This window comes from Pseudomonas sp. Lz4W (assembly GCF_000346225.2).
GTDB lineage: Bacteria > Pseudomonadota > Gammaproteobacteria > Pseudomonadales > Pseudomonadaceae > Aquipseudomonas > Aquipseudomonas paraversuta.
Genome location: NZ_CP017432.1, coordinates 1,671,382 through 1,693,443, shown reverse-complemented (window position 1 = coordinate 1,693,443; position 22,062 = coordinate 1,671,382). Strand labels below are relative to the sequence as shown.

At 52.7% G+C, this 22,062-nt stretch carries 18 protein-coding genes; all 18 read right to left on the bottom strand.

Annotated features, from left to right (window positions below; all coding sequences use genetic code 11):
* Window positions 1–39 precede the first annotated feature (39 nt).
* Window positions 40–1,176: a glycosyltransferase gene (locus tag B195_RS08035; protein ID WP_003447121.1), complete on the bottom strand. Its 1,137-nt coding sequence runs from the start codon at window positions 1,174–1,176 to the stop codon at window positions 40–42.
* A 13-nt stretch (window positions 1,177–1,189) separates the two neighbouring features.
* Window positions 1,190–1,894: an NAD(P)-dependent oxidoreductase gene (locus B195_RS08030; RefSeq protein WP_010656177.1), complete on the bottom strand. Its 705-nt coding sequence runs from the start codon at window positions 1,892–1,894 to the stop codon at window positions 1,190–1,192.
* Window positions 1,895–1,964: 70 nt separating this feature from the next.
* Window positions 1,965–2,933 carry a glycosyltransferase gene (locus tag B195_RS08025; protein ID WP_003447119.1) on the bottom strand — a complete coding sequence of 323 codons (969 nt, stop codon included), beginning with the start codon at window positions 2,931–2,933 and terminating at the stop codon, window positions 1,965–1,967.
* Window positions 2,930–4,171 (bottom strand): hypothetical protein, encoded by a 1,242-nt coding sequence (locus tag B195_RS08020; RefSeq protein ID WP_191985168.1) that lies wholly within the window; start codon window positions 4,169–4,171, stop codon window positions 2,930–2,932. Before B195_RS08020 ends, B195_RS08025 begins: the two co-directional genes overlap by 4 nt.
* Before the next feature lie 36 nt (window positions 4,172–4,207).
* Complete coding sequence (locus B195_RS08015; protein ID WP_236010194.1) at window positions 4,208–5,710, bottom strand: oligosaccharide flippase family protein; 1,503 nt, start codon at window positions 5,708–5,710, stop codon at window positions 4,208–4,210.
* Window positions 5,711–5,776: 66 nt separating this feature from the next.
* On the bottom strand, window positions 5,777–6,502 hold the full coding sequence (locus B195_RS08010) for a transposase (RefSeq protein ID WP_003447116.1): 726 nt from the start codon (window positions 6,500–6,502) through the stop codon (window positions 5,777–5,779).
* Between the two features lie 334 nt (window positions 6,503–6,836).
* Window positions 6,837–7,946, bottom strand: a complete 1,110-nt coding sequence (locus B195_RS08005) for a DegT/DnrJ/EryC1/StrS aminotransferase family protein (protein WP_003447115.1) — start codon at window positions 7,944–7,946, stop codon at window positions 6,837–6,839.
* 388 nt (window positions 7,947–8,334) lie between these two features.
* The gene (locus tag B195_RS08000; protein WP_083912808.1) at window positions 8,335–9,612 is read right to left on the bottom strand and encodes a Wzz/FepE/Etk N-terminal domain-containing protein; all 1,278 of its coding nucleotides are present in this window, start codon (window positions 9,610–9,612) and stop codon (window positions 8,335–8,337) included.
* A gap of 311 nt (window positions 9,613–9,923) precedes the next feature.
* Complete coding sequence (locus tag B195_RS07995) at window positions 9,924–10,175, bottom strand: lipopolysaccharide assembly protein LapA domain-containing protein (RefSeq protein ID WP_003447111.1); 252 nt, start codon at window positions 10,173–10,175, stop codon at window positions 9,924–9,926.
* A 24-nt stretch (window positions 10,176–10,199) separates the two neighbouring features.
* Window positions 10,200–10,496 carry an integration host factor subunit beta gene (gene ihfB, locus B195_RS07990; protein ID WP_003447108.1) on the bottom strand — a complete coding sequence of 99 codons (297 nt, stop codon included), beginning with the start codon at window positions 10,494–10,496 and terminating at the stop codon, window positions 10,200–10,202.
* Between the two features lie 24 nt (window positions 10,497–10,520).
* A complete protein-coding gene (locus tag B195_RS22845; protein WP_127195908.1) occupies window positions 10,521–10,727 on the bottom strand; it encodes a hypothetical protein in 207 nt (68 codons plus the stop codon).
* 178 nt (window positions 10,728–10,905) lie between these two features.
* Window positions 10,906–12,600 (bottom strand): 30S ribosomal protein S1, encoded by a 1,695-nt coding sequence (gene rpsA / locus B195_RS07985; RefSeq protein ID WP_003447106.1) that lies wholly within the window; start codon window positions 12,598–12,600, stop codon window positions 10,906–10,908.
* Window positions 12,601–12,722: 122 nt separating this feature from the next.
* Window positions 12,723–13,406 (bottom strand): (d)CMP kinase, encoded by a 684-nt coding sequence (gene cmk, locus B195_RS07980; RefSeq protein WP_003447104.1) that lies wholly within the window; start codon window positions 13,404–13,406, stop codon window positions 12,723–12,725.
* Window positions 13,406–15,637, bottom strand: coding sequence for a bifunctional prephenate dehydrogenase/3-phosphoshikimate 1-carboxyvinyltransferase (locus tag B195_RS07975; protein ID WP_037001955.1), 2,232 nt, complete (start codon window positions 15,635–15,637; stop codon window positions 13,406–13,408). Before B195_RS07975 ends, cmk begins: the two co-directional genes overlap by 1 nt.
* A gap of 4 nt (window positions 15,638–15,641) precedes the next feature.
* A complete protein-coding gene (hisC, locus tag B195_RS07970) occupies window positions 15,642–16,754 on the bottom strand; it encodes a histidinol-phosphate transaminase (protein ID WP_003447100.1) in 1,113 nt (370 codons plus the stop codon).
* 11 nt (window positions 16,755–16,765) lie between these two features.
* The gene (gene pheA / locus B195_RS07965; RefSeq protein ID WP_003447098.1) at window positions 16,766–17,860 is read right to left on the bottom strand and encodes a prephenate dehydratase; all 1,095 of its coding nucleotides are present in this window, start codon (window positions 17,858–17,860) and stop codon (window positions 16,766–16,768) included.
* Window positions 17,860–18,945, bottom strand: coding sequence for a 3-phosphoserine/phosphohydroxythreonine transaminase (gene serC, locus B195_RS07960; RefSeq protein WP_003447088.1), 1,086 nt, complete (start codon window positions 18,943–18,945; stop codon window positions 17,860–17,862). The genes pheA and serC overlap by 1 nt, the downstream gene beginning before the upstream one ends.
* Window positions 18,946–19,114: 169 nt before the next feature.
* Window positions 19,115–21,778, bottom strand: a complete 2,664-nt coding sequence (gene gyrA / locus B195_RS07955; protein WP_003447086.1) for a DNA gyrase subunit A — start codon at window positions 21,776–21,778, stop codon at window positions 19,115–19,117.
* Window positions 21,779–22,062 lie beyond the last annotated feature (284 nt).

The following is a 22,062-nucleotide window of genomic DNA, read 5'->3' as shown; positions in this document are numbered from 1 at the left end:
CCGAATTCGGTAAAAATATCAAAATAGGTATTAATGTTGTTAACGCTGCGCTGCAGCTTTGAGCACAAGATCAAGATACGCTTGGGCCCGCTGATTCGGCCCCGGGTAGCCTTGGACAAAGTCGTAAGCATCTGCAAGCGGTTTTTCGTGTGCTGCTGGCAAAGCTGAGTAATAGTCAGCGATTACGTCAGCCATGGCATCAACGTTCAGCGGATCAAAATAGTGTGCATGCTCATGGCAACAGTCCCTGATAAAGGGCAGATCAGAAGCAAAAAGCGGCCGTTTCATCATCATGGTTTCGATCGGAACAGCAGAAAAGCACTCCAGCAGGCTCGGAAAAATAACTCCGTCCATCGCGGTGTAGAAACTTGGACACTGAGTGAGAGTCAAGGGACCTACGTTGACGATATTCGCCCTGAAAAATGGCGTACATTGCTTCCACTCCTGCTCGGGGAACGTCACAAAAAAATCAACAGCAAGAGAATGGCGCTCGCGCAGTACCTGTTTCAACATCGGCAGGCAAGCCAGATTCTTGTGCGGGTAGTTGCGCGAGATGATACCAAGCTTGATAGACGTCGTATCGGGAATGGCCACCGGCTGCCAGCGCTCAGGCTGACTGAATACCGAGTCCACCGTACTATATACAACATCGATCGGCTTACCCTGAAAGAAGTACAACTTCTCAAGCCCCACTTTCACATGCTCAAGCTCTACGACAAACTGATCAGCTCGCGAAAAAAACAACTCCTGCAGCTTGAACTTTGCCTTTAGCTTTAGGCGCGGTATCAAGCCCATTCGCTCAGTCATCGAATTATTCGGATAAATAATAGACGGCTGAGCAAATCCAAATAAGTGATGGGTACGTTTAAACAAAAAATAGGACGGGCCGAACACAGTAAATACAACATCCTGGCCGATAAAGTGTTTATCGACGCCCTGCCACAGCGATTTAATTCCGTAGCAATCCAGCACTATCACACTCTTGAAAATCGAGGTATCGGTCCCCAATGAATTAAGATTTTTCAGGACCAGCGAAGAAATCAGCAACGATATGTCTGCGCGAACGTCCTCAAATCGGCTGAGACAATCAATAAATGACGATGCCACTGCAACCGCCCCCCCAACGTGCAAGTTGGAGCAATTGATCAGAATCTTGGGGGCGCTTGGATTTGTCATAGAGGATATCCCATCAATCAGTTCCCTTTGAAAGCAGTGGTACGTAGCTGCGCAGCACTTGTGTCCAGTAGTTGTCACTCAAAACCGGGTCAGCCTTGCCAAATTGCTCGATGATGAAATCAACAGAAATATCATAGCTCTCACCCAGTTCAACCACATTTGAGCGCGCACTTACACCCAGAATGCTCGAGACCTCAGACAAAATATCTGCAATTGGAACAGCCGCAATCGACGCCAGGTTTTGAATAGTGTTACACCCTATCTTATTTTCAATAAGATAGTGAGAAAGCCTTACAACGTCCTTGATATCCAGGAGATTTCTTTTTGCATACTTCTGAACGGTAACCGTTTCACCATCAAGAACCGCATTCACCAAATAACTGATCAGCGTAAGATTTTTTACGACACCTACCACCTGCGGTAATCGGTAAATATAAAACGAATCCGCATGCTTCGAGACGTACTCTTCCATTTCCAGTTTATGACGCGTGTAGGGTGTCTGCTTTTTCTGATAAACGCTGCAGGTAGAGAAATAAACTACAGGCAACATTGGATTATCTTCAATCTGATTCCGCACAAGCTCAAACTCGCGGCGGAACTCGGACGCCCGTTGCTCCGCTGAATTGGAAACCCCAGAAGCAAGAATAAGGCAATCGGCAGAGAAACCAAGGCCAGAAAAGCTCTTCGCAAGAAGGCCACCACCTATCACTTTTTTCACATGCCACCCCACGAAGTTTGGCAATCTAAATATATGCCGTTACCGAACGCCACCTTCGACACCGCGTGCATCACTGCGTCACTCTGCTACGGTCTACGCCACCGCGTAGCCGTTTGGCTTTTCTCCATACGGCACGGTATACCCCAGCCCAAAGTAACCGGAAGAACTCCGCTGAACAATAGACATAGCCCAGAGCCGCCTTGAACTTTCTAGCCCTGCAAAAATACATGAACATATTAAAGGAGTAGCCGGACCTCAACACGTTTCTGGGCAGAGCACTTCCGTATCGATCACAAAAATAAGTCGATACTTTATAAGCGCTTCTCTCGAATCGGAGCTTGCCCTTTCCTTCTGAAAAATGCGAAGCACTCTGTTCGAGTACCCGGTAGGTGCCCAATACTTCTGGCAAATAGCCTATCCTGTAATGTCCGGCAATATGGAGCCACGCCACATAGTCATCCATTTTAGCCTGTAGCCTGCTAGCGTGAACCGCATAGCCCTGCACGGCTTCGCGTCGCAACATGACTGTACATGTTTTGTAGGGATTTGCTCTCAGCAGCGACTCCTTGACCCATCCTGCCGGCGGCACTACCCCACGGGAGCGGTCGTGGGCAAACAGGGTCACTCCCGATGCCTGGTAATAAACATTTGCATCACCGAACACTGCGCCCATGTCAGGGTTGGCCACCAGGTAATCATATTGAAGCTGCAACTTTTTCGGGTCCGTCCAAAAGTCATCACCCTCACAGAGAGCAACAAACTCCCCCGAGGAAAAGGCGATGGCGGTATCAAAAATTCGCGCCCCTTGGGAATAGACGTTTTTGGGCTGCCTTACATACTTTATTCTGCCCGGGTATTGTTCGCAGTACCGGTTGATCACATCAGGTGTACGGTCAGTCGAGGCATCGTCATGAATAACAATCTCATAACAAAAATTGGTCTCCTGACATAAAAACGACTCAATCGCCTGCGAAATATATTGTTCTTGATTATAAACAACACATACAACGCTAACGACAGGCTTGGATGCCATACTCATTTCGCCACCTTAAATATCAACAAGGTCCTCGTCCCACCCGAAAGTTTGAAAAACAAGAATAAAAGCAGCATCGCAACAATATAAAAGAATGCTGAATATTGCCGATAGTAAAACACACCCCACGAAACAATCTGAAACATCAAAATAAACATAATGAGTTCAGACAATTTGAAAATGCCACTGACCTTGGCACGGTAAAGCAATGTCCGAACCAGCAAAAATATAAGCACAATCGCTACAACACAACCAATGCGGCCAAAATCGTGCAGGAAAGAGCCGATTACTGTCGTGAACACCCAGGGAGTGACGCCCTTGTCCAAATAAATGGCAAACCATGCCTCACGATCAAAGGGCTCATAAACCTCACCAAATAACGCTGCTTTCAGTACGCTGACCGGTGCAAAATCCATCTTGCCACCTAACGGTGGTGCATCGACCAGGTAGTGCTCACTGAAGTGAAAGACCTGCTGCCCCGCATAGTCGAGCAGCGCTCCCAGCACTTCGGAGGAACCCTCTCCACCAAAGCGTGACATCGTAATTTTAATAAATACCAACAGTGCCGGAACAGCCAGGCTTGCCGCACACACTACTAGCAGCAGTATGTTTCTCTTGGGCATAAACCCTCGAAAAAACAACAGAAAAAAACCCAGCGACATGGCCCAGTACACAAAACCGTCACGCCCGACATAAGACAATATATAAAATATATATACGGTACTGCAGAACAAGTGCACAAACGCTTTCAGCCTGCTCCCAGGATAGCCTTCAGAAAGATTCAAAAACGCAAATAACATATTCAGCAGGAACAGGTTCGCGATCAATGAACAAATTGTATTGATCACTCCGTATTGCTCAACATATGAAACGCCGCCAGCGGCGATCATATTACGGTTTGACTCAACGTCTCCAGCCAACGCGATAGCGGCGCTCATCGCAAAAAATAACAGAGCGAAAAGCGACAATGGAATCATTAACCACTCGATAATCTTCAGCGCCCTGAAATTATCAAGCGAAATACATTCAACCTCAGCATCCTTGAAGATTGTAAACCCCGACAAAAGAACAAAAACAAGTGCAGAAAAATAGAGCACCGCCTCCGTATCAAGATTAAAGCTCTTGGAATAGTCGAAGGCCTCACTGAGAACAATAGAGCAAAAAAAAGATGCCAGATAGATGCTTAGTAAGTAACTCACCACACCAAAGTAAAATCTATTTTTTACTTGGTAGACCAGAAACATTATCAGCACTATAAAAAAAGGTAGAAAAACCATTGGTCAGCCCCTTACTTTCTTGAGCAAGGTCAGAGGAAAAACGTAATAGGAAAACACCATAATTGCGCACAAGACAGCGCCGCCTAAAAACAGGCTATAGAGAAGTCCGTTGAGCAATCCGCTAGTGTCAAATCCAACTTGACTCACCAACAAAGCCACTGCCACACCTGGCGCAACCACTTTCACAATGTCGCCCCACAACCAACCAACGTGCATTCCCGGCATCATTTTATAATGAACATAAGCAACCCAACCGAGCAAAAATAACAGGTTCATCAAAAGCCATACAAAACCAGCTCCTAAACCACCATACATATTCGCGGCAACGATAACACTAGGGATCAATACCACCACCATCCCGGCAGCTCCAATTAAATGGTATTTGAGGTTGCCGATGGCGTATTGAAGGTAATAGGGAAATGCACCTACCGCCATTAAACCGTTACCGACGGCATAGAGCTTCAGGATCGGTGCTATCTGTTTTGCGAGAACGGCGTCACCGGTCCATGCGGCCAATAAAGGCTCCGCACAGAAGACCAAGGTTATCGCAGCCGTACCCGCAAGAATACTCACTAACTGAGTAGCATTGCGGTAAACCAGCACCAGCTCATCGAGTTTCCCTTCGGTGTAAAGCCTGGCCATACGGGGCATGATCGCACCACTTATCGGACCACTCACAACCATAATGCCGCTAGCGACCAATACTGCCATTGTGAAATGCCCGTAATCGGACAAGGGTAGAATACTTGATAAGATTAATTTATCTGTCTGGGTTACAAGTATCCAAACAGATGATGTAAAGGCAATGGCAATGGAAAATTTCAATACCGGCTTTACAGGCCCAAGTGACCACCCGATCGCCTCCACGCTTTTATCCAACGGAGGTAGCAGCGTCAGCGTCTTAAGCCACATGCCTAACGTATCAAGCAGCGCGACCGCTAGCTGATAAGTGAAAAACACCAGAGGTGTGTAACCAAAATACCACATGACGGGCAACACAATTACGAAACGCAGTGTGGCTAAAACCACACTGTAGGCACTTAGCCAGACAATATGTTCTGCCCCAGTAATCACGCCTCTGTACAGCCCGCCGAGCCAGCGCATAGCGACACTTACAGCCATGATTTGCAGAGCTGTCTGCACCTCAAATTGAGACAGGGTCTGAACCTTCAACCAGCTATCCGCTATATGTGCTGACAACAACATCAGCACCCCACCACCGACAAGAGCGATACCAAAAAAGATACTGCTCAGCGCACGAAATAGCTGGCGGTATGCCAAAGAACTGATAGCACCAGCCTTGAACCGGGCAGTTTCGCGGCTGATGGTGGGCGTCAAGCCCATATCCAGCAGAGTAAACCAAGCCTGTAACATCGTGAAAAAGCCGACCAGCCCATACGCTTCCGCCCCCATATATTTTATATAGAGAGGCAGAATCGCGATGCCGACCAAGGTCACGTAAATCTGGCTAGCATAACCCGCGAGAATGTTTAATTTTAAGCTCAACCCAGCAACCTTCCGCATAAGATAATATTATTCGTTGCAAACCTGAGCTGAGCGCTTAAGCGGTCATCAAAAAGTCAGCTTGTAATCTTTGCTAAATCCGAACTGGATACAATCAAGCGAGCTTTGTGGCTCTGTCCGTGTATGTTTTCGAATAGTCAGCCATGCATACGTTATCTTGCCCCAGCGTATCTTGACCCGATTTAGCTCTGGGAAATAATGAGGCAAGAAGTCATGGGACAGCCTTTTGAACTCAAGAAGCTGGAACCGCTCCGACACCGCTCTCGCCGCATGCGTTAAGGCGTTGTCCAGCACCACGACTGGAGACATGGATGTGCGCATTTTCAACTGACTCAACAAGCCAGCAAAAGCTAGCGATGCCATCGCTCCCCAAGCCCACAACAAGTAAAACCCACCAGAACTCAGTATTGCCGCCATGACGTTGAGACGGCCTGCTTTCTTTAGCAGAGGGTTGCGGGGCTTGCCGCGCCAGATCCAGACGCTGCGCACCGACGATGACAAAGAGAAGTCCGTCTCATCCATGTAAACCAATTCAATTTCTCCTTCTTGGGCCTTCCAAATCAGTTGCTCAAGCTCTTCACCGCTCCTGGCGAAAGCCTGTGGGTCACGGTTTTCAATGGCTGTAACGGCTACGTTTGCGGGCGATCTCGAGATGTTTAAGAGCGCTTTCTCGGGATTCAAGCGCACCGCAATGTCGATTTCTTCAACTAGGCAGTGATGCACCTCACTGGCGCTCAAAGGGCTTGTTTTCGCCCACTCATCAATGGTCGTCATATAGTCCGCCAGCTTGCCAGGAGCACCTTAGCGGTGCACATCAAACAGCCCCAAAAAACCTTTGCCGAACCATTATTGACAACGTTCATAGCCGGTTCAGGTTACCCCCCGGCCTTCGGCCACCACTTTTACCGAGCCCACGCGGGCATGTCGTCACAGGGTTTCAGCCAGACCCCAACCGCGCCAATTTTTTCCCTTTGTGAACGATCCCTCTCAGCTTGAGGATATCCTCCTCAGACAACTGTAAGGGCCCGTGCTTCACGTGAGACCAAATCATCAGAGCATCGACGCGAGATAACACAATAACCTAATTTATTGGTGAGCACTTAAGATTCTAGATGTCCTTGATTACCGAAATAATCTCCATCTGTTGTTCTTCCGTGATGCCAGCATAAATGGGCAGGCACAATACTTTCAGAGCCATCGCAGTTGCCACAGGGAGATTTTTAGGGCTGGCTGAGAGCATCCCGCGATACATCGGAAACTCACTTATCAGCGGGTAGAAATAACGGCGGGAAAAAAAGTTGTTATCTTTAAGCTTCTGATACAGCTCATCGCGAGTCAGGGGGTATTCCGGCCCTACAAGAATTGGGAAGTATGAGAAGTTTGCAGATTTTTGGCCTGACTCTTCAATTACTGTAATGCCACGAACGCCCTCAAGCTCACGCCGGTAACATTTATCGATGTCGCCACGCTCAGCAATAACAGTGTCTATGTACTTCAACTGAAGCAAGCCAAATGCGGCGTTCACTTCACTCATTTTGCCGTTGATTCCTGGAGCAACAACGGTCACCTCATCAACAAAACCAAAGTTTTTCAAATGATCGATACGTTGTTTTGTTTTTGCATCAGGGCAAACAATGGCGCCCCCCTCAAAAGTGTTGAACACCTTTGTGGCATGAAAGCTCAGCACACTTAAGTCTCCGTGACGCAGGATGCTCCCCCCCGCATCCTTAACACCAAATGCATGCGCGGCATCATAAATAACTTTGATGTTATAGGCATCTGCGATTTTCTGAATGGCGTCTACATTGCAGGGATGACCATAGCAGTGCACAGGCATGATCGCGGTGGTTTGCGGAGTGATTGCAGCCTCAATCTTGGCAGGATCCATATTCAATGTGGTTGGATCAATATCAACAAATACAGGCTTGATGCCATTCCACAACAGCGAGTGTGCCGTTGCCACAAAGGAATAAGGCGTTGTAATTACCTCTCCAGCCACACGCAAAGATTGCAGGGCCGTCAAAAGAGCAATGGTGCCATTATTAAACAACGCAATGTGCTCAACACCCAGGTACTCGCACAGCTGCCGCTCCAACTCTTGATGCATCGGCCCGCAGTTTGTCAGAATCTTGTTAGACCAGATTTCTTCAAGATAGGGAAGGAACTCTTCCAGAGGAGGAAGATAAGGCTGTGTGACGAATACCGGCTTTTGACTCATTTCGATTCCTCGACAAACAATAACGGATGCGTTCCGTGATGATTTTTACAGGGCTGATTTCACTACCGAAAGCACCAGTGTGGCCTTGCCTAGGGCAAGCCCCGCCAAAAGGGCATAAATACATTTGCAACGTAAAATTTAATCATCGCACAGGCTGACATTGATGTAAGCACCTGAACAAAACTAATCGCGCTTTAAGAGACCAAACGCAACACTTCTGAAGCCACTTTAAGTAGCCAGCGGCTTGCTTTCTCATGGCCACAAATATCGGTAAATACCCCATAAAACCGCCCTGATAATCATCTACCAAAAACTGCATTAGTGCTGATCGTTTTGCAGGACTTTCCCATTGCCTTATGTGTCCGCTAACGGAGCGAACCCTACAGGGTCACCCCTGCTGACGCGTAGCCACAAAGTACCTGACCAAAACAATCAACACGCCAAGCATGCCACCCAGCAACAAACCCAACAGTATGAGCAAAGCCTTCCTGGGTTTGACTGGCTGCATTGGCTCCAGGGCTTTGCGATCGATTGAGACCAACTTCATGTTGCTGCTATCGAGGTTACTCAAATTCCCCAAACGCACAATTTCAGCGCGCAACGGCTCTACACCACTTAAGAACAGGTCTTCATTTTGACGCTGCTTAAGTGCTTCAACTTCACGGTTGCTTTGCAACAGTTGCAGCTCTCGGGCAATCTGGGCTACGCGCCCCTCGGTGAAATCGTCAGTTTTGCGCTGCTGCAGAACGGTCCGTTCTGCTTCAAGCGCTTCTGTACCCATAAAATACAAGGGGATTTGCTGATTGCTGATTTCGGTTCGCATACTACTGGATCCGCGAGTGCCAGCCGAATCACCCAACGCCGAGGGCGTGGTAGGCTTTTGAATATTCAAGGCCCTCGCGATGCCAATAGCCTCACTCAGTTGCGCCATACGATCAGTGCGCACAACCTTGAGTTGCTGACGCAACGCCTTGAGCTCATCCTGCAATTGCGCACGCTTTATGCTGTCGGCTTCGTTCAAGGCGGCGATGCGCGCCTCCTTGTCTATCTCATAGCTGGAGCGGGCTGCGTCCAGCTTGCCTTTTAGCTCGGTCAAACGGTTATTGACGATAACCTTGAGGTCAGCGGCAATTTGCTTACGCTCTGCATCAATGGCGTAATCGACAAAGCCATTGAGGATCTTTACCCCGTCCACTCCCCCGGGATATGTCAACTCCATGCTAATCGCAGCGTTCTGGGAATCCGCTTTTTTAGAATCAGGAAAAATCAGCTTTAGCGAGTTGCGATTGAAATCTTCGAAGCTTTGCTCAAGGGTGCGCCCCGGACGCTTGAATTGAGTGAATAGCTCTTGATTGCTCCGGAAAAAACCCAGTCGATTATCGTATGACTCCAGCGACGACCCTACTTTCAACAGAGCCTCATTGGGAGGCAGGGTGTATACACCCGATCGATTGAGTGCATCCAGCTCGTTGATGGCTGCCGGGCGCAGAACGCTACTCACCTGATATTCAGGCGTACTTAAATAAGCATAGCCCAAAGCAACCAGACCAAAGAGAGCAGCCGTAGCAAGAATGATTTTTTTCTGCTGCCAGACCATCAAAAACAAAGGGAGTAAATCCACTTCATTGGACGAAGGAGCATTCGGGATACGGGAGAGACTACTCACAACCAAGACCTGCCTTCTAAAAGAAACTGCGGGCTCGTTATGCAGCGATTTTCATACGCGCTTATATAACTTTCTAACATCAGGCCTTAGCTTCATGCACACCTGAAGAAGCATAAAAATAACTGTACATCGAGAATCTGAAGCATTTTGCCAGTATCTCGAAACTATACAAGCCTGACAAAGTGTAATAAATCTATGGGGCGCGACATGAATTTTGTAGTGTGCCATTTACATTTGAGCTCTCAACCTGCGCTGCAGCCCTCTCCCGGCCGCATTGTCTGCGCTAAGACACAATCAATATGTAAAAAGGCCTACGAATGGGCCAGCAGGCTGCGTTTTAGTTTCGCAGATTTTCGCTTATAGACCACAAACCCCAATACCGGGCCGAAGAGCATGCCAAGCAGTAAGGCACCGATAAAAAATAGCGATGCTGGCAACTCAGGCGAACGCCACCCCAAAAACATCAATGAGGTAGGCTGCTGGTTTTCGAGGATAAATATTACAGTCCCGAAAATAACAGCCAGGGCGAACACCCCCAACACTGCACGTTTAAAGTCACGCATCAGTAACTCCTAGGTCCTTAAGGATTAAATATCGTCTTCCTCATCCTCATTAACTCGATCCCGGAGCTCTTTGCCCGGCTTGAAATGAGGAACAAACTTGCCATCGAGGCTGACAGACTGGCCGGTCTTTGGGTTACGGCCTACACGCGGCGCACGATAGTGCAGCGAGAAGCTGCCAAAGCCACGGATCTCAATTCGATCCCCGGTCGCCAGACACTGTGACATTTGTTCAAGCATAGTCTTGATAGCCAACTCTACATCCTTGGATGAAAGCAGCCCTTGATGGGTGACAATTCGTTCGATCAACTCCGACTTCGTCATATTTTTCCCTTCTTTTTCAAGCAGCTAGATCAGCGCTTCAAAGGTTTTAGCATGATCGAAAGGGTTTGAACAGCCCAGGGATTGACTTATCTTTAAAGGCATCAGATAGATGCCAAACAGCCAGCAGAGCAGAAAAACAGGCATGCGACCGCCACCTTGAACCCATAACCACTGCCGCAGGCTCTTTAGCCTCGCTCTGGCGATCGCTGACAGCTGCAGACGACGCTGCAAGCCTGCGGCTCAGGAATTCCATCAATCATATACGTCTCGTATAGCGCTGCCCCATAAGGCCTGTATCAGGCCACCCCCCAGGGCCGGGGCTGTGCTGGCGAGCCAAGCCTGGCCAGCTCAAATTTCAGGCACAAAAAAGGGCGACCTAAGTCGCCCTTTTTCTATGGTAAATCAGAACTTAGTTCTGTTTTTCCATTTGTGCACGCAGCAGGTCGCCAAGAGTGGTCGGACCAGCAGCAGGCTCAGAGGTAGCTGGCTTGTCGCGCAGGCTCTGAATTGCTTCCTTCTCGTCTTCAACGTCTTTCGACTTGATGGACAATTGGATTACGCGGCTTTTGCGATCAACGCTGATGATCTTGGCTTCTACTTCTTCGCCTTCTTTCAGAACGTTACGTGCATCTTCGATGCGGTCACGGCTGATTTCGGAGGCTTTCAGAGTTGCTTCGATATCCGGAGCCAAAGTGATGATGGCGCCTTTAGCGTCAACTTCTTTCACGATGCCCTTAACGATTGCGCCTTTGTCGTTCTCTTGTACGTACTCGGAGAACGGATCGCTTTCCAGCTGCTTGATACCCAGGGAGATGCGCTCACGCTCTGGATCAACAGACAGGATAACGGTGTCAAGCTCGTCGCCCTTCTTGAAACGACGTACGGCTTCTTCGCCAACTTCGTTCCAGGAGATGTCGGACAGGTGAACCAGGCCGTCGATGCCGCCGTCCAGACCAATGAAGATACCGAAATCGGTGATCGACTTGATGGTGCCGGAGATTTTATCGCCCTTGTTGAACTGGCCAGAGAAATCTTCCCATGGGTTAGATTTGCACTGCTTGATGCCCAGGGAGATACGACGACGCTCTTCGTCGATGTCCAGAACCATAACTTCCACTTCGTCGCCGACTTGTACGACTTTCGAAGGGTGGATGTTTTTGTTGGTCCAGTCCATTTCGGAGACGTGTACCAGACCTTCAACGCCTTCTTCCAGCTCAGCGAAGCAGCCGTAGTCGGTCAGGTTGGTAACACGAGCGGTAACGCGAGTGCCTTCTGGGTAACGGGCTTTGATAGCAACCCATGGATCTTCGCCCAGCTGCTTCAGGCCCAGGGAAACACGATTGCGTTCGCGATCGTACTTCAGAACCTTGACATCGATCTCGTCGCCAACGTTGACGATTTCGGAAGGATGCTTGATGCGCTTCCAGGCCATGTCAGTGATGTGCAACAGGCCGTCAACACCGCCCAGATCGACGAATGCGCCGTAATCCGTGAGGTTTTTAACGATACCTTTAACTTGCTGACCTTCCTGCAAGGATTCCAGCAGAGCTTCACGCTCGGCCGAGTTCTCTGCTTCAAGCACGCTACGACGCGAAACAACAACGTTGTTGCGCTTCTGGTCCAGCTTGATGACCTTGAATTCCAGCTCTTTGCCTTCCAGGTGCGTAGTATCGCGCACTGGACGAACGTCAACCAGAGAACCTGGCAGGAACGCACGGATGCCGTTAACGTCGACAGTGAAGCCGCCTTTAACCTTACCGTTGATAACGCCCTTGACAACTTCTTCTGCTGCGAAGGCTGCTTCCAGAACGATCCAGCATTCAGCGCGCTTGGCTTTTTCACGGGACAGCTTGGTTTCGCCAAAGCCGTCTTCGACCGCGTCCAGCGCAACGTGAACTTCATCACCGATGTTGATGTTCAGTTCGCCAGCGTCGTTGTGGAACTGTTCCAGCGGGATGAGGCCTTCAGACTTCAAACCAGCGTGAACGGTTACCCAACCAGCTTGGTAATCGATATCAACGATGATAGCGGTGATGATAGAGCCAGCCTGAAGATTCAGGGTTTTTAGGCTTTCTTCAAAGAGTTCTGCAAAGCTTTCGCTCATTTTAATTCCTGTTGATCAAGGGCGAAGGATACGCCCATCTGCCACATTCCAGACAATGTGGGTTACGTTCATATAAAAGAAGGCATGCAGGACTATTTCTGGTCTCCTGCACGCTTTCTTGGTCATCCAGTGATATCGCGCAGGGCGATTTCACTCATGATTCTTTCAAGCACCTGCTCGATCGACAACTCCGTGGAGTCCAGCTGTATTGCATCAGCCGCCGGTTTAAGCGGGGCTATTGCACGCTGCGTATCACGCTCATCGCGGGCACGAATCTCATCTAGCAGACCCGAGAGACTAACATCATCGCCCTTGGCCTTCAACTGCAAGTAACGGCGACGGGCACGTTCCTCCGCGCTAGCCGTCAGAAATATCTTCAACGGCGCGTCCGGAAACACCACAGTTCCCATGTCGCGACCATCGGCAACCAGACCGGGAAGTTCCTGAAATGCCCGCTGACGCTGCAGCAAAGCCTCACGAACAGCCGGCAAGGCGGCAATTCTGGAAGCCCCGGCAGCAACGGTCTCACTGCGAATCGCGTGAGTAACGTCATCACCTTCCAGAATAATGCGCGCATGCTTGCCGTCCGTCGCTCCGACGAACTGCACATCAAGATGCGCAGCAAGTTTCTCGAGCAAGGCTTCGTTATCCAGAGCAACGCCATGATTGCTCGCAGCGAATGCCAGCAAACGATACAGGGCACCGGAATCCAGCAGATTCCAGCCCAGGCTCTTGGCCAGCTTGCCAGCCACGGTGCCTTTGCCGGAACCGCTTGGGCCGTCGATAGTGATAACCGGCGGGACCATCACGACTGCACCTCTTGCGCTACGCGAATGCCTACCTGCTTGCACAGGGCTAGGAAGTTAGGGAACGAAGTCGCGACATTGGCACAGTCGTGAATACGGATGGGAGCCGTTGCCCGCAGAGAAGCGATGCTGAATGCCATCGCAATGCGGTGGTCACCGTGACCATGAACTTCCCCGCCACCAATGGAGCCACCATCGATAATGATACCGTCCGCAGTTGGCTCACACTTCACGCCCAGCGCCAGCAAGCCGTCAGCCATGACTTGAATCCGGTCAGACTCCTTGACCCGCAGTTCTTCAGCGCCGCGCAGGATCGTGCGACCTTCGGCCACTGCCGCCGCCACGAACAGTACCGGGAATTCATCAATCGCCAGCGGTACCAGCTCTTCAGGAATCTCGATACCTTTAAGCCTGGCTGCGCGCACACGCAAATCAGCTACAGGTTCGCCACCCACTTCGCGCTGGTTCTCGAGGGTGATATCCGCCCCCATCAAACGCAGGATGTCGATAACGCCGGTGCGGGTCGGGTTGATGCCGACATGCTCGAGCACCAGATCGGAATCTTCGGCAATCGAGGCGGCCACCAAAAAGAACGCCGAGGATGAAATATCGCCAGGTACTTCAATGTGGGTAGCCGTGAGCTTGTGGCCTGATTCAACAGAAGCCGTGGCACCCTCGACACTGACCGGGTAGCCGAAGCCACGCAGCATGCGCTCGGTATGATCACGGGTTGGCGCCGGCTCAGTGACCGAGGTCTTGCCTTCAGCATACAAACCCGCCAGCAGCAGGCAGGATTTGACCTGGGCACTGGCCATCGGCAGGGTGTAATCCATCCCTTTAAGCGCGTGACCGCCGCGAATAGTCATCGGCGGACGACCTTCGGCAGCAGTCTCAATCACCGCCCCCATTTCGCGCAGCGGATTAGCCACACGATTCATCGGGCGCTTGGTCAGCGAAGCATCGCCGGTCAAGGTCGTATCAAAGCTCTGCGCAGCCAGCAAACCCGACAACAGACGCATCGAGGTTCCGGAATTACCCAGGTAAATCGGGCCTGGCGGAGCTTTCAAGCCATGCAGCCCCACACCATGGATAGTCACGCGCCCATGATGCGGGCCTTCAATCACCACACCCATGTCACGGAATGCCTGCAAGGTTGCCAGAGCGTCTTCGCCCTCAAGGAAACCTTCGACTTCGGTTGTACCTTCAGCCAAAGAACCAAGCATGATTGAACGGTGAGAAATGGACTTGTCACCAGGTACACGAATCTTGCCAGTTACCTTGCCACCTGGCTCAGCCAGGAAAATCAGATCATTTGAATTCATAGGGTCCACATATGCCCGGCGGGCCAGGATTTTACTGAAATGCTCGCGAGCAACCCGGGCGCGGGTAAAGACGCCCAGCAATTGATGCCCATCTCCCGCATCGACCGCATCGCGCAAGGCGTCGAGATCACTGCGAAATGTATCCAATGTACGTAACACCGCCTCGCGGTTCGCGAGAAAAATGTCATGCCACATTACCGGGTCGCTTCCTGCGATTCTTGTGAAATCGCGAAAACCTCCCGCTGCGTAACGAAAGATATCCAGATTCTCATTGCGCTTGGCAAGAGAGTCCACCAGCCCGAATGCCAGCAGATGCGGTAAATGACTGGTTGCAGCCAGCACCTCGTCATGGCGTTCGACCTGCATATGCTCGACGTCCGCCCCCAGAGCGCGCCACATTGCGTCCACCAGGGCCAGCGCCCCGGAGTCGGTTTCGGCCACGGGGGTCAAAATAACCTTGTGCCGCTCAAACAGAACCGCATTGGAGGCTTCGACACCACTTTGCTCGGATCCGGCAATCGGGTGCCCGGGAACAAAGCGTGGCGGCATGCCGCCAAAGGCCTGAGTCGCAGCACGCACGACATTGCCCTTGGCACTCCCCACATCAGTCAGAACGGCCGACCCCAGATCCATGCCCGCCAGCAACCCGAGCACTTTCTCCATGGCCAGAATCGGCACTGCCAGCTGGATGACATCAGCACCACAGCAGGCGACTGCCAGATCAGCTTCGCAGCGATCAACCACACCCAGTTCTACAGCCAGGGCGCGCGACGCAGGGTCCAGATCGACTCCGACCACCTCAGCGCACAACCCGCTCTCGCGCATGCCTTTAGCAAAGGAGCCACCAATCAGGCCGAGCCCGACAACCACCAGCCGACCCACAACAGGCTTTACAGATTTCAAGGACATTACATCAACCACAAGCAAGAACCTTGGCCAGCGCCTCAAGCAGACGGGTATTTTCCGCCGGCAGACCAATAGTGATGCGCAGGTGGTTCGGCATACCGTAATTGGCCACCGGACGCACGATCACACCTTCGCGCAACAGCCCCTGATAAACCGGGGCAGCCACTTGACCGAGATCCACCGCAATGAAATTACCGCGGGATGGAATCCAGCCCAGACCCAGCTCACGAAAACCGTCCAGCAACTGCTGCATGCCCGCCTCGTTAAGACGGCGGCTTTCAGCCAGATAGTCAGCATCCTGCAGTGCAGCACAGGCCGCAGCCAGCGCCAGACTGTTGACATTGAAGGGCTGACGAACCCGATTCAGCACATCCGCCACAACCGTTGTCGACAGGCCATAACCAACCCGCAGGGCAGCCAGGCCATAAGCCTTGGAAAACGTACGAGAGACCAGCAGATTAGGATAGGCCGAGAGAAACTCCAGACCGTCCGGCAGCTCGCCGCCTTCCGCATATTCGATATAGGCCTCGTCCAGCACCACCAGAACCCGCTCGGGGACGTCCTGCAAAAACTCGTTCAGTGCATCGACACCAAACCAGGTCCCGGTAGGGTTATTCGGATTGGCGATGAAAACCACCCGGGTATCACTGTCAATCGCCTCAAGCATGGCAGGCAGGTCATGCCCCCAGTCCTTGGCCGGCACTACTCGCGCCTGTGCACCCACCGCCTGGGTCACAATCGGATACACCGCGAAGGCATGCTCGCTGAACACGGCATTCAGGCCCGGCGCCAGATAGGCCCGAGCCACCAGTTCCAGAATATCGTTGGAGCCGTTGCCCAGGGTCACCTGATCGAGTTGCACACCGCAACGCTCAGCCAGCAAGCTCTTGAGGGCAAAACCGTTACCATCCGGATAGCGAGTAAGCTCCGCCAGTTCATTGCGAATGGCTTCCAGCGCCTTCGGACTTGCCCCCATAGGATTTTCATTGCTCGCCAGCTTGACGATGGTGGCCGGATCAATCTCCAGCTCACGCGCCAGCTCATCCACAGGCTTGCCCGGGACGTAAGGCGAAAGTTGTTGTACGCCCGGCTGCGCCAGGGCGAGAAAATCACCGCTCATGTATGACCGCCTCAGAGAACCGCTTTCGGGTAGGAACCCAGCACTTTAAGCGCCACTGCTTCTTGACTGATTTGCTCCAGAACACTTTTGACCAAAGGGTCACGGTGATGGCCAGCAAAATCGATGAAGAATACATAGGTCCATTTACCGCTACGCGAAGGACGCGTCTCGATACGTGTCAGATCGATCCCGTTCTCATGGAACGGCACCAGCAATTCATGCAGGGCGCCCGGACGGTTGCTCATTGACACGATAATCGATGTTTTATCATCGCCGGTCGGCGGCACTTCCTGACTGCCGATCATCAAGAATCGCGTCGAGTTGTCAGGGCGATCCTCAATTTTTTCCGCCAGCCGGGTCAAACCATAGAGGCCTGCAGCCATATCGCCGGCTATCGCTGCCGAATTCCACTCACCCTTGACCCGCTTGGCCGCCTCGGCATTGCTCGACACAGCAACTCGCTCGACGTTCGGATAATGCGCATCCAGCCACTTACGGCACTGGGCCAGCGACTGGGCATGGGAGTAAATACGGCTGATGCTATCGGTCTTGGTGTTTTCACCGACCAGCAGGTGATGGTGGATCCGCAGCTCAACTTCGCCACAGATAACCATGTCGTGCTCGAGAAAACTGTCCAGCGTGTGGTTCACAGCACCTTCAGTGGAGTTCTCCACCGGCACCACGCCAAAGTTGACGGCGCCTGCCGCCACTTCACGAAACACCTCGTCGATCGCCGCCATCGGCTTGCTGATGACCGCGTGCCCGAAGTGCTTCATTGCTGCAGCCTGGGTGAAGGTACCTTCCGGCCCGAGGTAAGCCACTTTCAGTGGCTGCTCCAGCGCCAGGCACGAAGACATGATTTCGCGAAACAGACGCGCCATCTCTTCGTTACCCAACGGACCTTTGTTGCGCTCCATTACCCGCTTGAGCACCTGAGCCTCACGCTCGGGCCGATAAAATACCGGCACTTCGCCTTCAGCCAGGCTTGCCATTTTTACCCGCGCCACTTCCTGGGCGCAGCGGGCACGCTCGCTGATCAGCTCCAGAACCTTTTCGTCCAGGCTGTCGATGCGCACGCGCAGCGCCTTAAGCTCTTGCTCGGACATTAGCCGTGTTCCTTCTCAAACTCTGCCATGTAAGCCACCAGCGCGTTAACCGCAGTAATGTCCACAGCGTTATAAATCGAAGCCCGCATGCCACCCACCGAGCGATGCCCTTTGAGGTTCAACAACCCGCGCGCTTCAGCACCCACCAGGAACGGCTTGTCGAGACGATCGTCAGCCAGACGGAACGGCACGTTCATCCACGAGCGGTCGGTCTTGTTGATCGGGTTGCTGTACAGGCCGCTGGCGTCAATGAAGTCATACAGAGTGCGTTTTTTGACTTCGTTAAGCTTGCCGATGGCCTCTACACCACCCTGCTCTTTGAGCCACTCGAACACCAGGCCGGACAGATACCAGGCCAGCGTCGGAGGCGTGTTGTACATCGAGCCGTTGTCTGCCGCGACCTTGTAGTCGAGCATCGTCGGGCAGATCGAGCGCGCCCGGCCCAGCAGGTCTTCACGAATGATGTTGACCACAATACCGCTCGGACCGATGTTTTTCTGGGCGCCGGCGTAGATCATGCCGAAGCGGGAAATATCGACCGGACGCGACAAAATGTCAGAAGACATGTCGGCAACCAGCGGCACATCGCCCGTTTGCGGAATCCAGTCGAATTCCAGGCCGCCAATGGTTTCATTGGGCGCGTAATGAACGTAGGCCGCGTCTTTCGACAGGTTCCATTCATTCTGACCGGGAATCGCGAAGTAATCGTAAGGCTTGGCGCTGGCAGCCACATTGATGTGGCCAAAGCGCGAACCTTCCTCAATGGCTTTTTGCGACCAGATACCGGTATCGATGTAATCCGCCTTGCCATTTTCCGGCAGCAGATTCAGCGGGATCTGGGCAAATTGCTGGCTTGCGCCACCCTGCAGAAACAGGACTTTGTAGTTCGAGGGAATAGACAGCAGGTCACGCAGATCCTGCTCAGCCTTGGTCGCAATGGACACGAACTCATCGCTGCGATGGCTCATTTCCATGACCGAGAGGCCCTTGCCATGCCAGTCGAGCAACTCGGACTGGGCACGCAACAGGACAGCTTCAGGCAGCGCAGCAGGACCTGCGCAGAAGTTATAGGCTCGTTTGCTCACATCCACTCTCACTCTGATTTGGTGGGTCACGCAATAAATCAATTATCGACACATTGTTCAATGTGAGGGCTTGCAGGCGACTGCGGTGCAACAGTCACTCATCGCGAGCAATATCGCCTCCACACATACAACAAGGGGGCGAATCTTCATCCGCCCCCTGTGTACCCGCTTATTCCTGCGGCTCTTCTTCGTCAGCGCCAGCCTCTAGCGGCTGCTCGTCGTCGACGCCATCGTGGATGACCTCGTCATCGAGCTCAACACCACCATCGACCTCACCTTCAAGCTCTTCACCTTCGACTTCCGACGGCTCCTGAACCCGCTCCAGCCCGACCAGCGTTTCATCGCTGGCCAGCTTGATCAAGGTGACGCCCTGGGTATTGCGACCCAGGCTCGACACTTCATCGACACGGGTACGCACCAGGGTGCCCTGATCGGAGATCAGCATGATCTCTTCGCCATCAAGCACCTGAACGGCACCGACCAGACGGCCGTTACGGTCGTTGCTGACCATGGCGATAACGCCCTGACCGCCACGCTTGTACTCAGGGAACTCGCTGATCGCTGTCCGCTTGCCATAACCACGCGCCGAAGCGGTGAGGATCTGGCTGCCTTCTTCAGGAATCAGCATCGAAATCAGCTTCTGACCTTCTGGCAGACGCATGCCGCGAACACCGCGGGCCGTACGACCCATGGCACGCACGTCGGACTCTTTAAAGCGAGTCACCTTGCCGCCATCGGAGAACAGCATGACTTCGCGCTCACCATCGGTAATCGCGGCACTGATCAGTACGTCACCTTCGTCCAGCTCCAGCGCAATCAAGCCCACGCTGCGTTGACGGCTGAAGGATTCGAGCGGGGTCTTCTTCACGGTACCGTTAGCGGTTGCCATAAAGATGAAGTGCCCCTCGGTGTAATCCTCCACCGGCAGCATGGTGGTGATGTATTCACCCTCACCCAACGGCAGCAGGTTAACCAGCGGACGACCACGCGCAGCACGGGATGCTTCAGGGATTTCGTAGGTTTTGAGCCAGTACACCTTGCCTTTGCTGGAGAACAGCAAGAGCGTGGTGTGACTGTTGGCAACCAGCAGGTGAGCGATGTAGTCCTCATCCTTGACGCCAGTAGCCGATTTACCTTTACCGCCGCGACGCTGAGCCTGGTACGCAGCCAATGGCTGGGTCTTGGCGTAGCCACCGTGGGAAATGGTCACCACACGCTCTTCTTCCGGAATCATGTCACCGAGGGTCAGGTCGAGACGGTGATCCAGAATTTCGGTACGACGAACGTCGCCGTATTCCGCACGAATGACTTCCAGCTCCTCGCGGATCACTTCCATCAGGCGCACGGCGCTATTGAGGATGCGGATCAGCTCACCGATCTGGTTGAGGATTTCCTGGTACTCGGCCAGCAGCTTCTCGTGCTCAAGACCGGTCAGACGGTGCAAGCGCAGCTCAAGAATGGCTTGCGCCTGTTCTGGCGACAGGAAGTACTTGCCTTCACGCAGGCCGTATTGCGGATCCAGGTTGTCAGGGCGGCACGAATCCGCACCGGCACGCTCGACCATCGCCACTACCGCACTGGACTCCCAAGGCGTGCTGATCAGCGCTTCCTTGGCTTCAGACGGAGTTGGCGAAGCCTTGATCAATGCAATGACCGGGTCGATGTTGGACAGGGCAACCGCCTGACCTTCAAGGATGTGGCCACGCTCACGGGCTTTGCGCAGTTCGAAAACAGTACGACGGGTAACCACTTCACGACGGTGACGAACGAAGGCTTCCAGCAGATCCTTAAGGTTGAGGATCCGCGGACGACCGTCGATCAGCGCAACGATGTTGATACCGAACACCGCTTGCAACTGGGTCTGGGCATACAGGTTATTGAGAATAACCTCCGGCACTTCACCGCGACGCAGTTCGATTACAACACGCATACCGTCTTTGTCGGACTCGTCACGCAGTTCGGTGATGCCTTCGAGCTTCTTCTCTTTAACCAGCTCGGCGATCTTCTCGATCAAGCGCGCCTTGTTCAACTGGTACGGGAGCTCGGTGATCACGATCTGCTGACGGCCACCGACCTTGTCGATGTCTTCAATCATCGAGCGGGCACGCATGTAAATGCGGCCACGACCGGTGCGATAGGCTTCGATGATGCCGGCGCGACCGTTGATGATTGCTGCGGTCGGGAAGTCCGGGCCCGGAATGAACTGCATCAGTTCATCGATGCTCAGTTCCGGGTTGTCGATCAGCGCCAGGCAACCGTCGATCACTTCACCGAGGTTGTGCGGCGGGATATTGGTGGCCATGCCCACAGCGATACCGCTGGAGCCGTTGACCAACAAGTTGGGAATACGGGTCGGCATGACGGCCGGGATCATTTCCGTGCCGTCGTAGTTCGGCACCCAGTCCACGGTCTCTTTGTGCAAGTCAGCCAGCAGTTCGTGGGCCAACTTGGTCATGCGCACTTCGGTGTATCGCATGGCCGCAGCGTTGTCGCCGTCGACCGAACCGAAGTTGCCCTGACCGTCTACCAGCAGGTAGCGCAGAGAGAATGGCTGAGCCATTCGAACGATGGTGTCGTAAACCGCGGTATCACCATGCGGGTGATACTTACCGATTACGTCACCGACCACACGGGCAGATTTCTTGTACGGTTTGTTCCAGTCGTTGTTCAGTTCGCTCATCGCAAACAACACACGCCGGTGCACGGGCTTCAAGCCATCGCGTGCATCAGGCAGTGCCCGCCCGACAATTACGCTCATCGCGTAGTCGAGATAGGACTGTTTCAGCTCGTCTTCGATATTGACCGGGAGGATTTCTTTGGCCAGTTCGCCCATGAGAAGCCTGATTCCTTTTTCGGGTGAAACTTCGCCACATCCATTCGGGACGAACGAAGCTCGCCGCTGCTGACCAAGTGCCATGCAGCGACTTACGACAAATCAACGAGTTATGCCACGGATTTGCGCAGTAAGGGCAACCCTTGCGGACTACCCTGGAAACCGCCGAATGTTATCACAAACGCCGCTACGCACCTATCCCCCAGATGCGCATGGAGCGTAGTAATTGGACAGGTTGTGGGCCTGAGCGTGCCCAGAGAGGCTCTGGAAGCGATTCAAGGGGT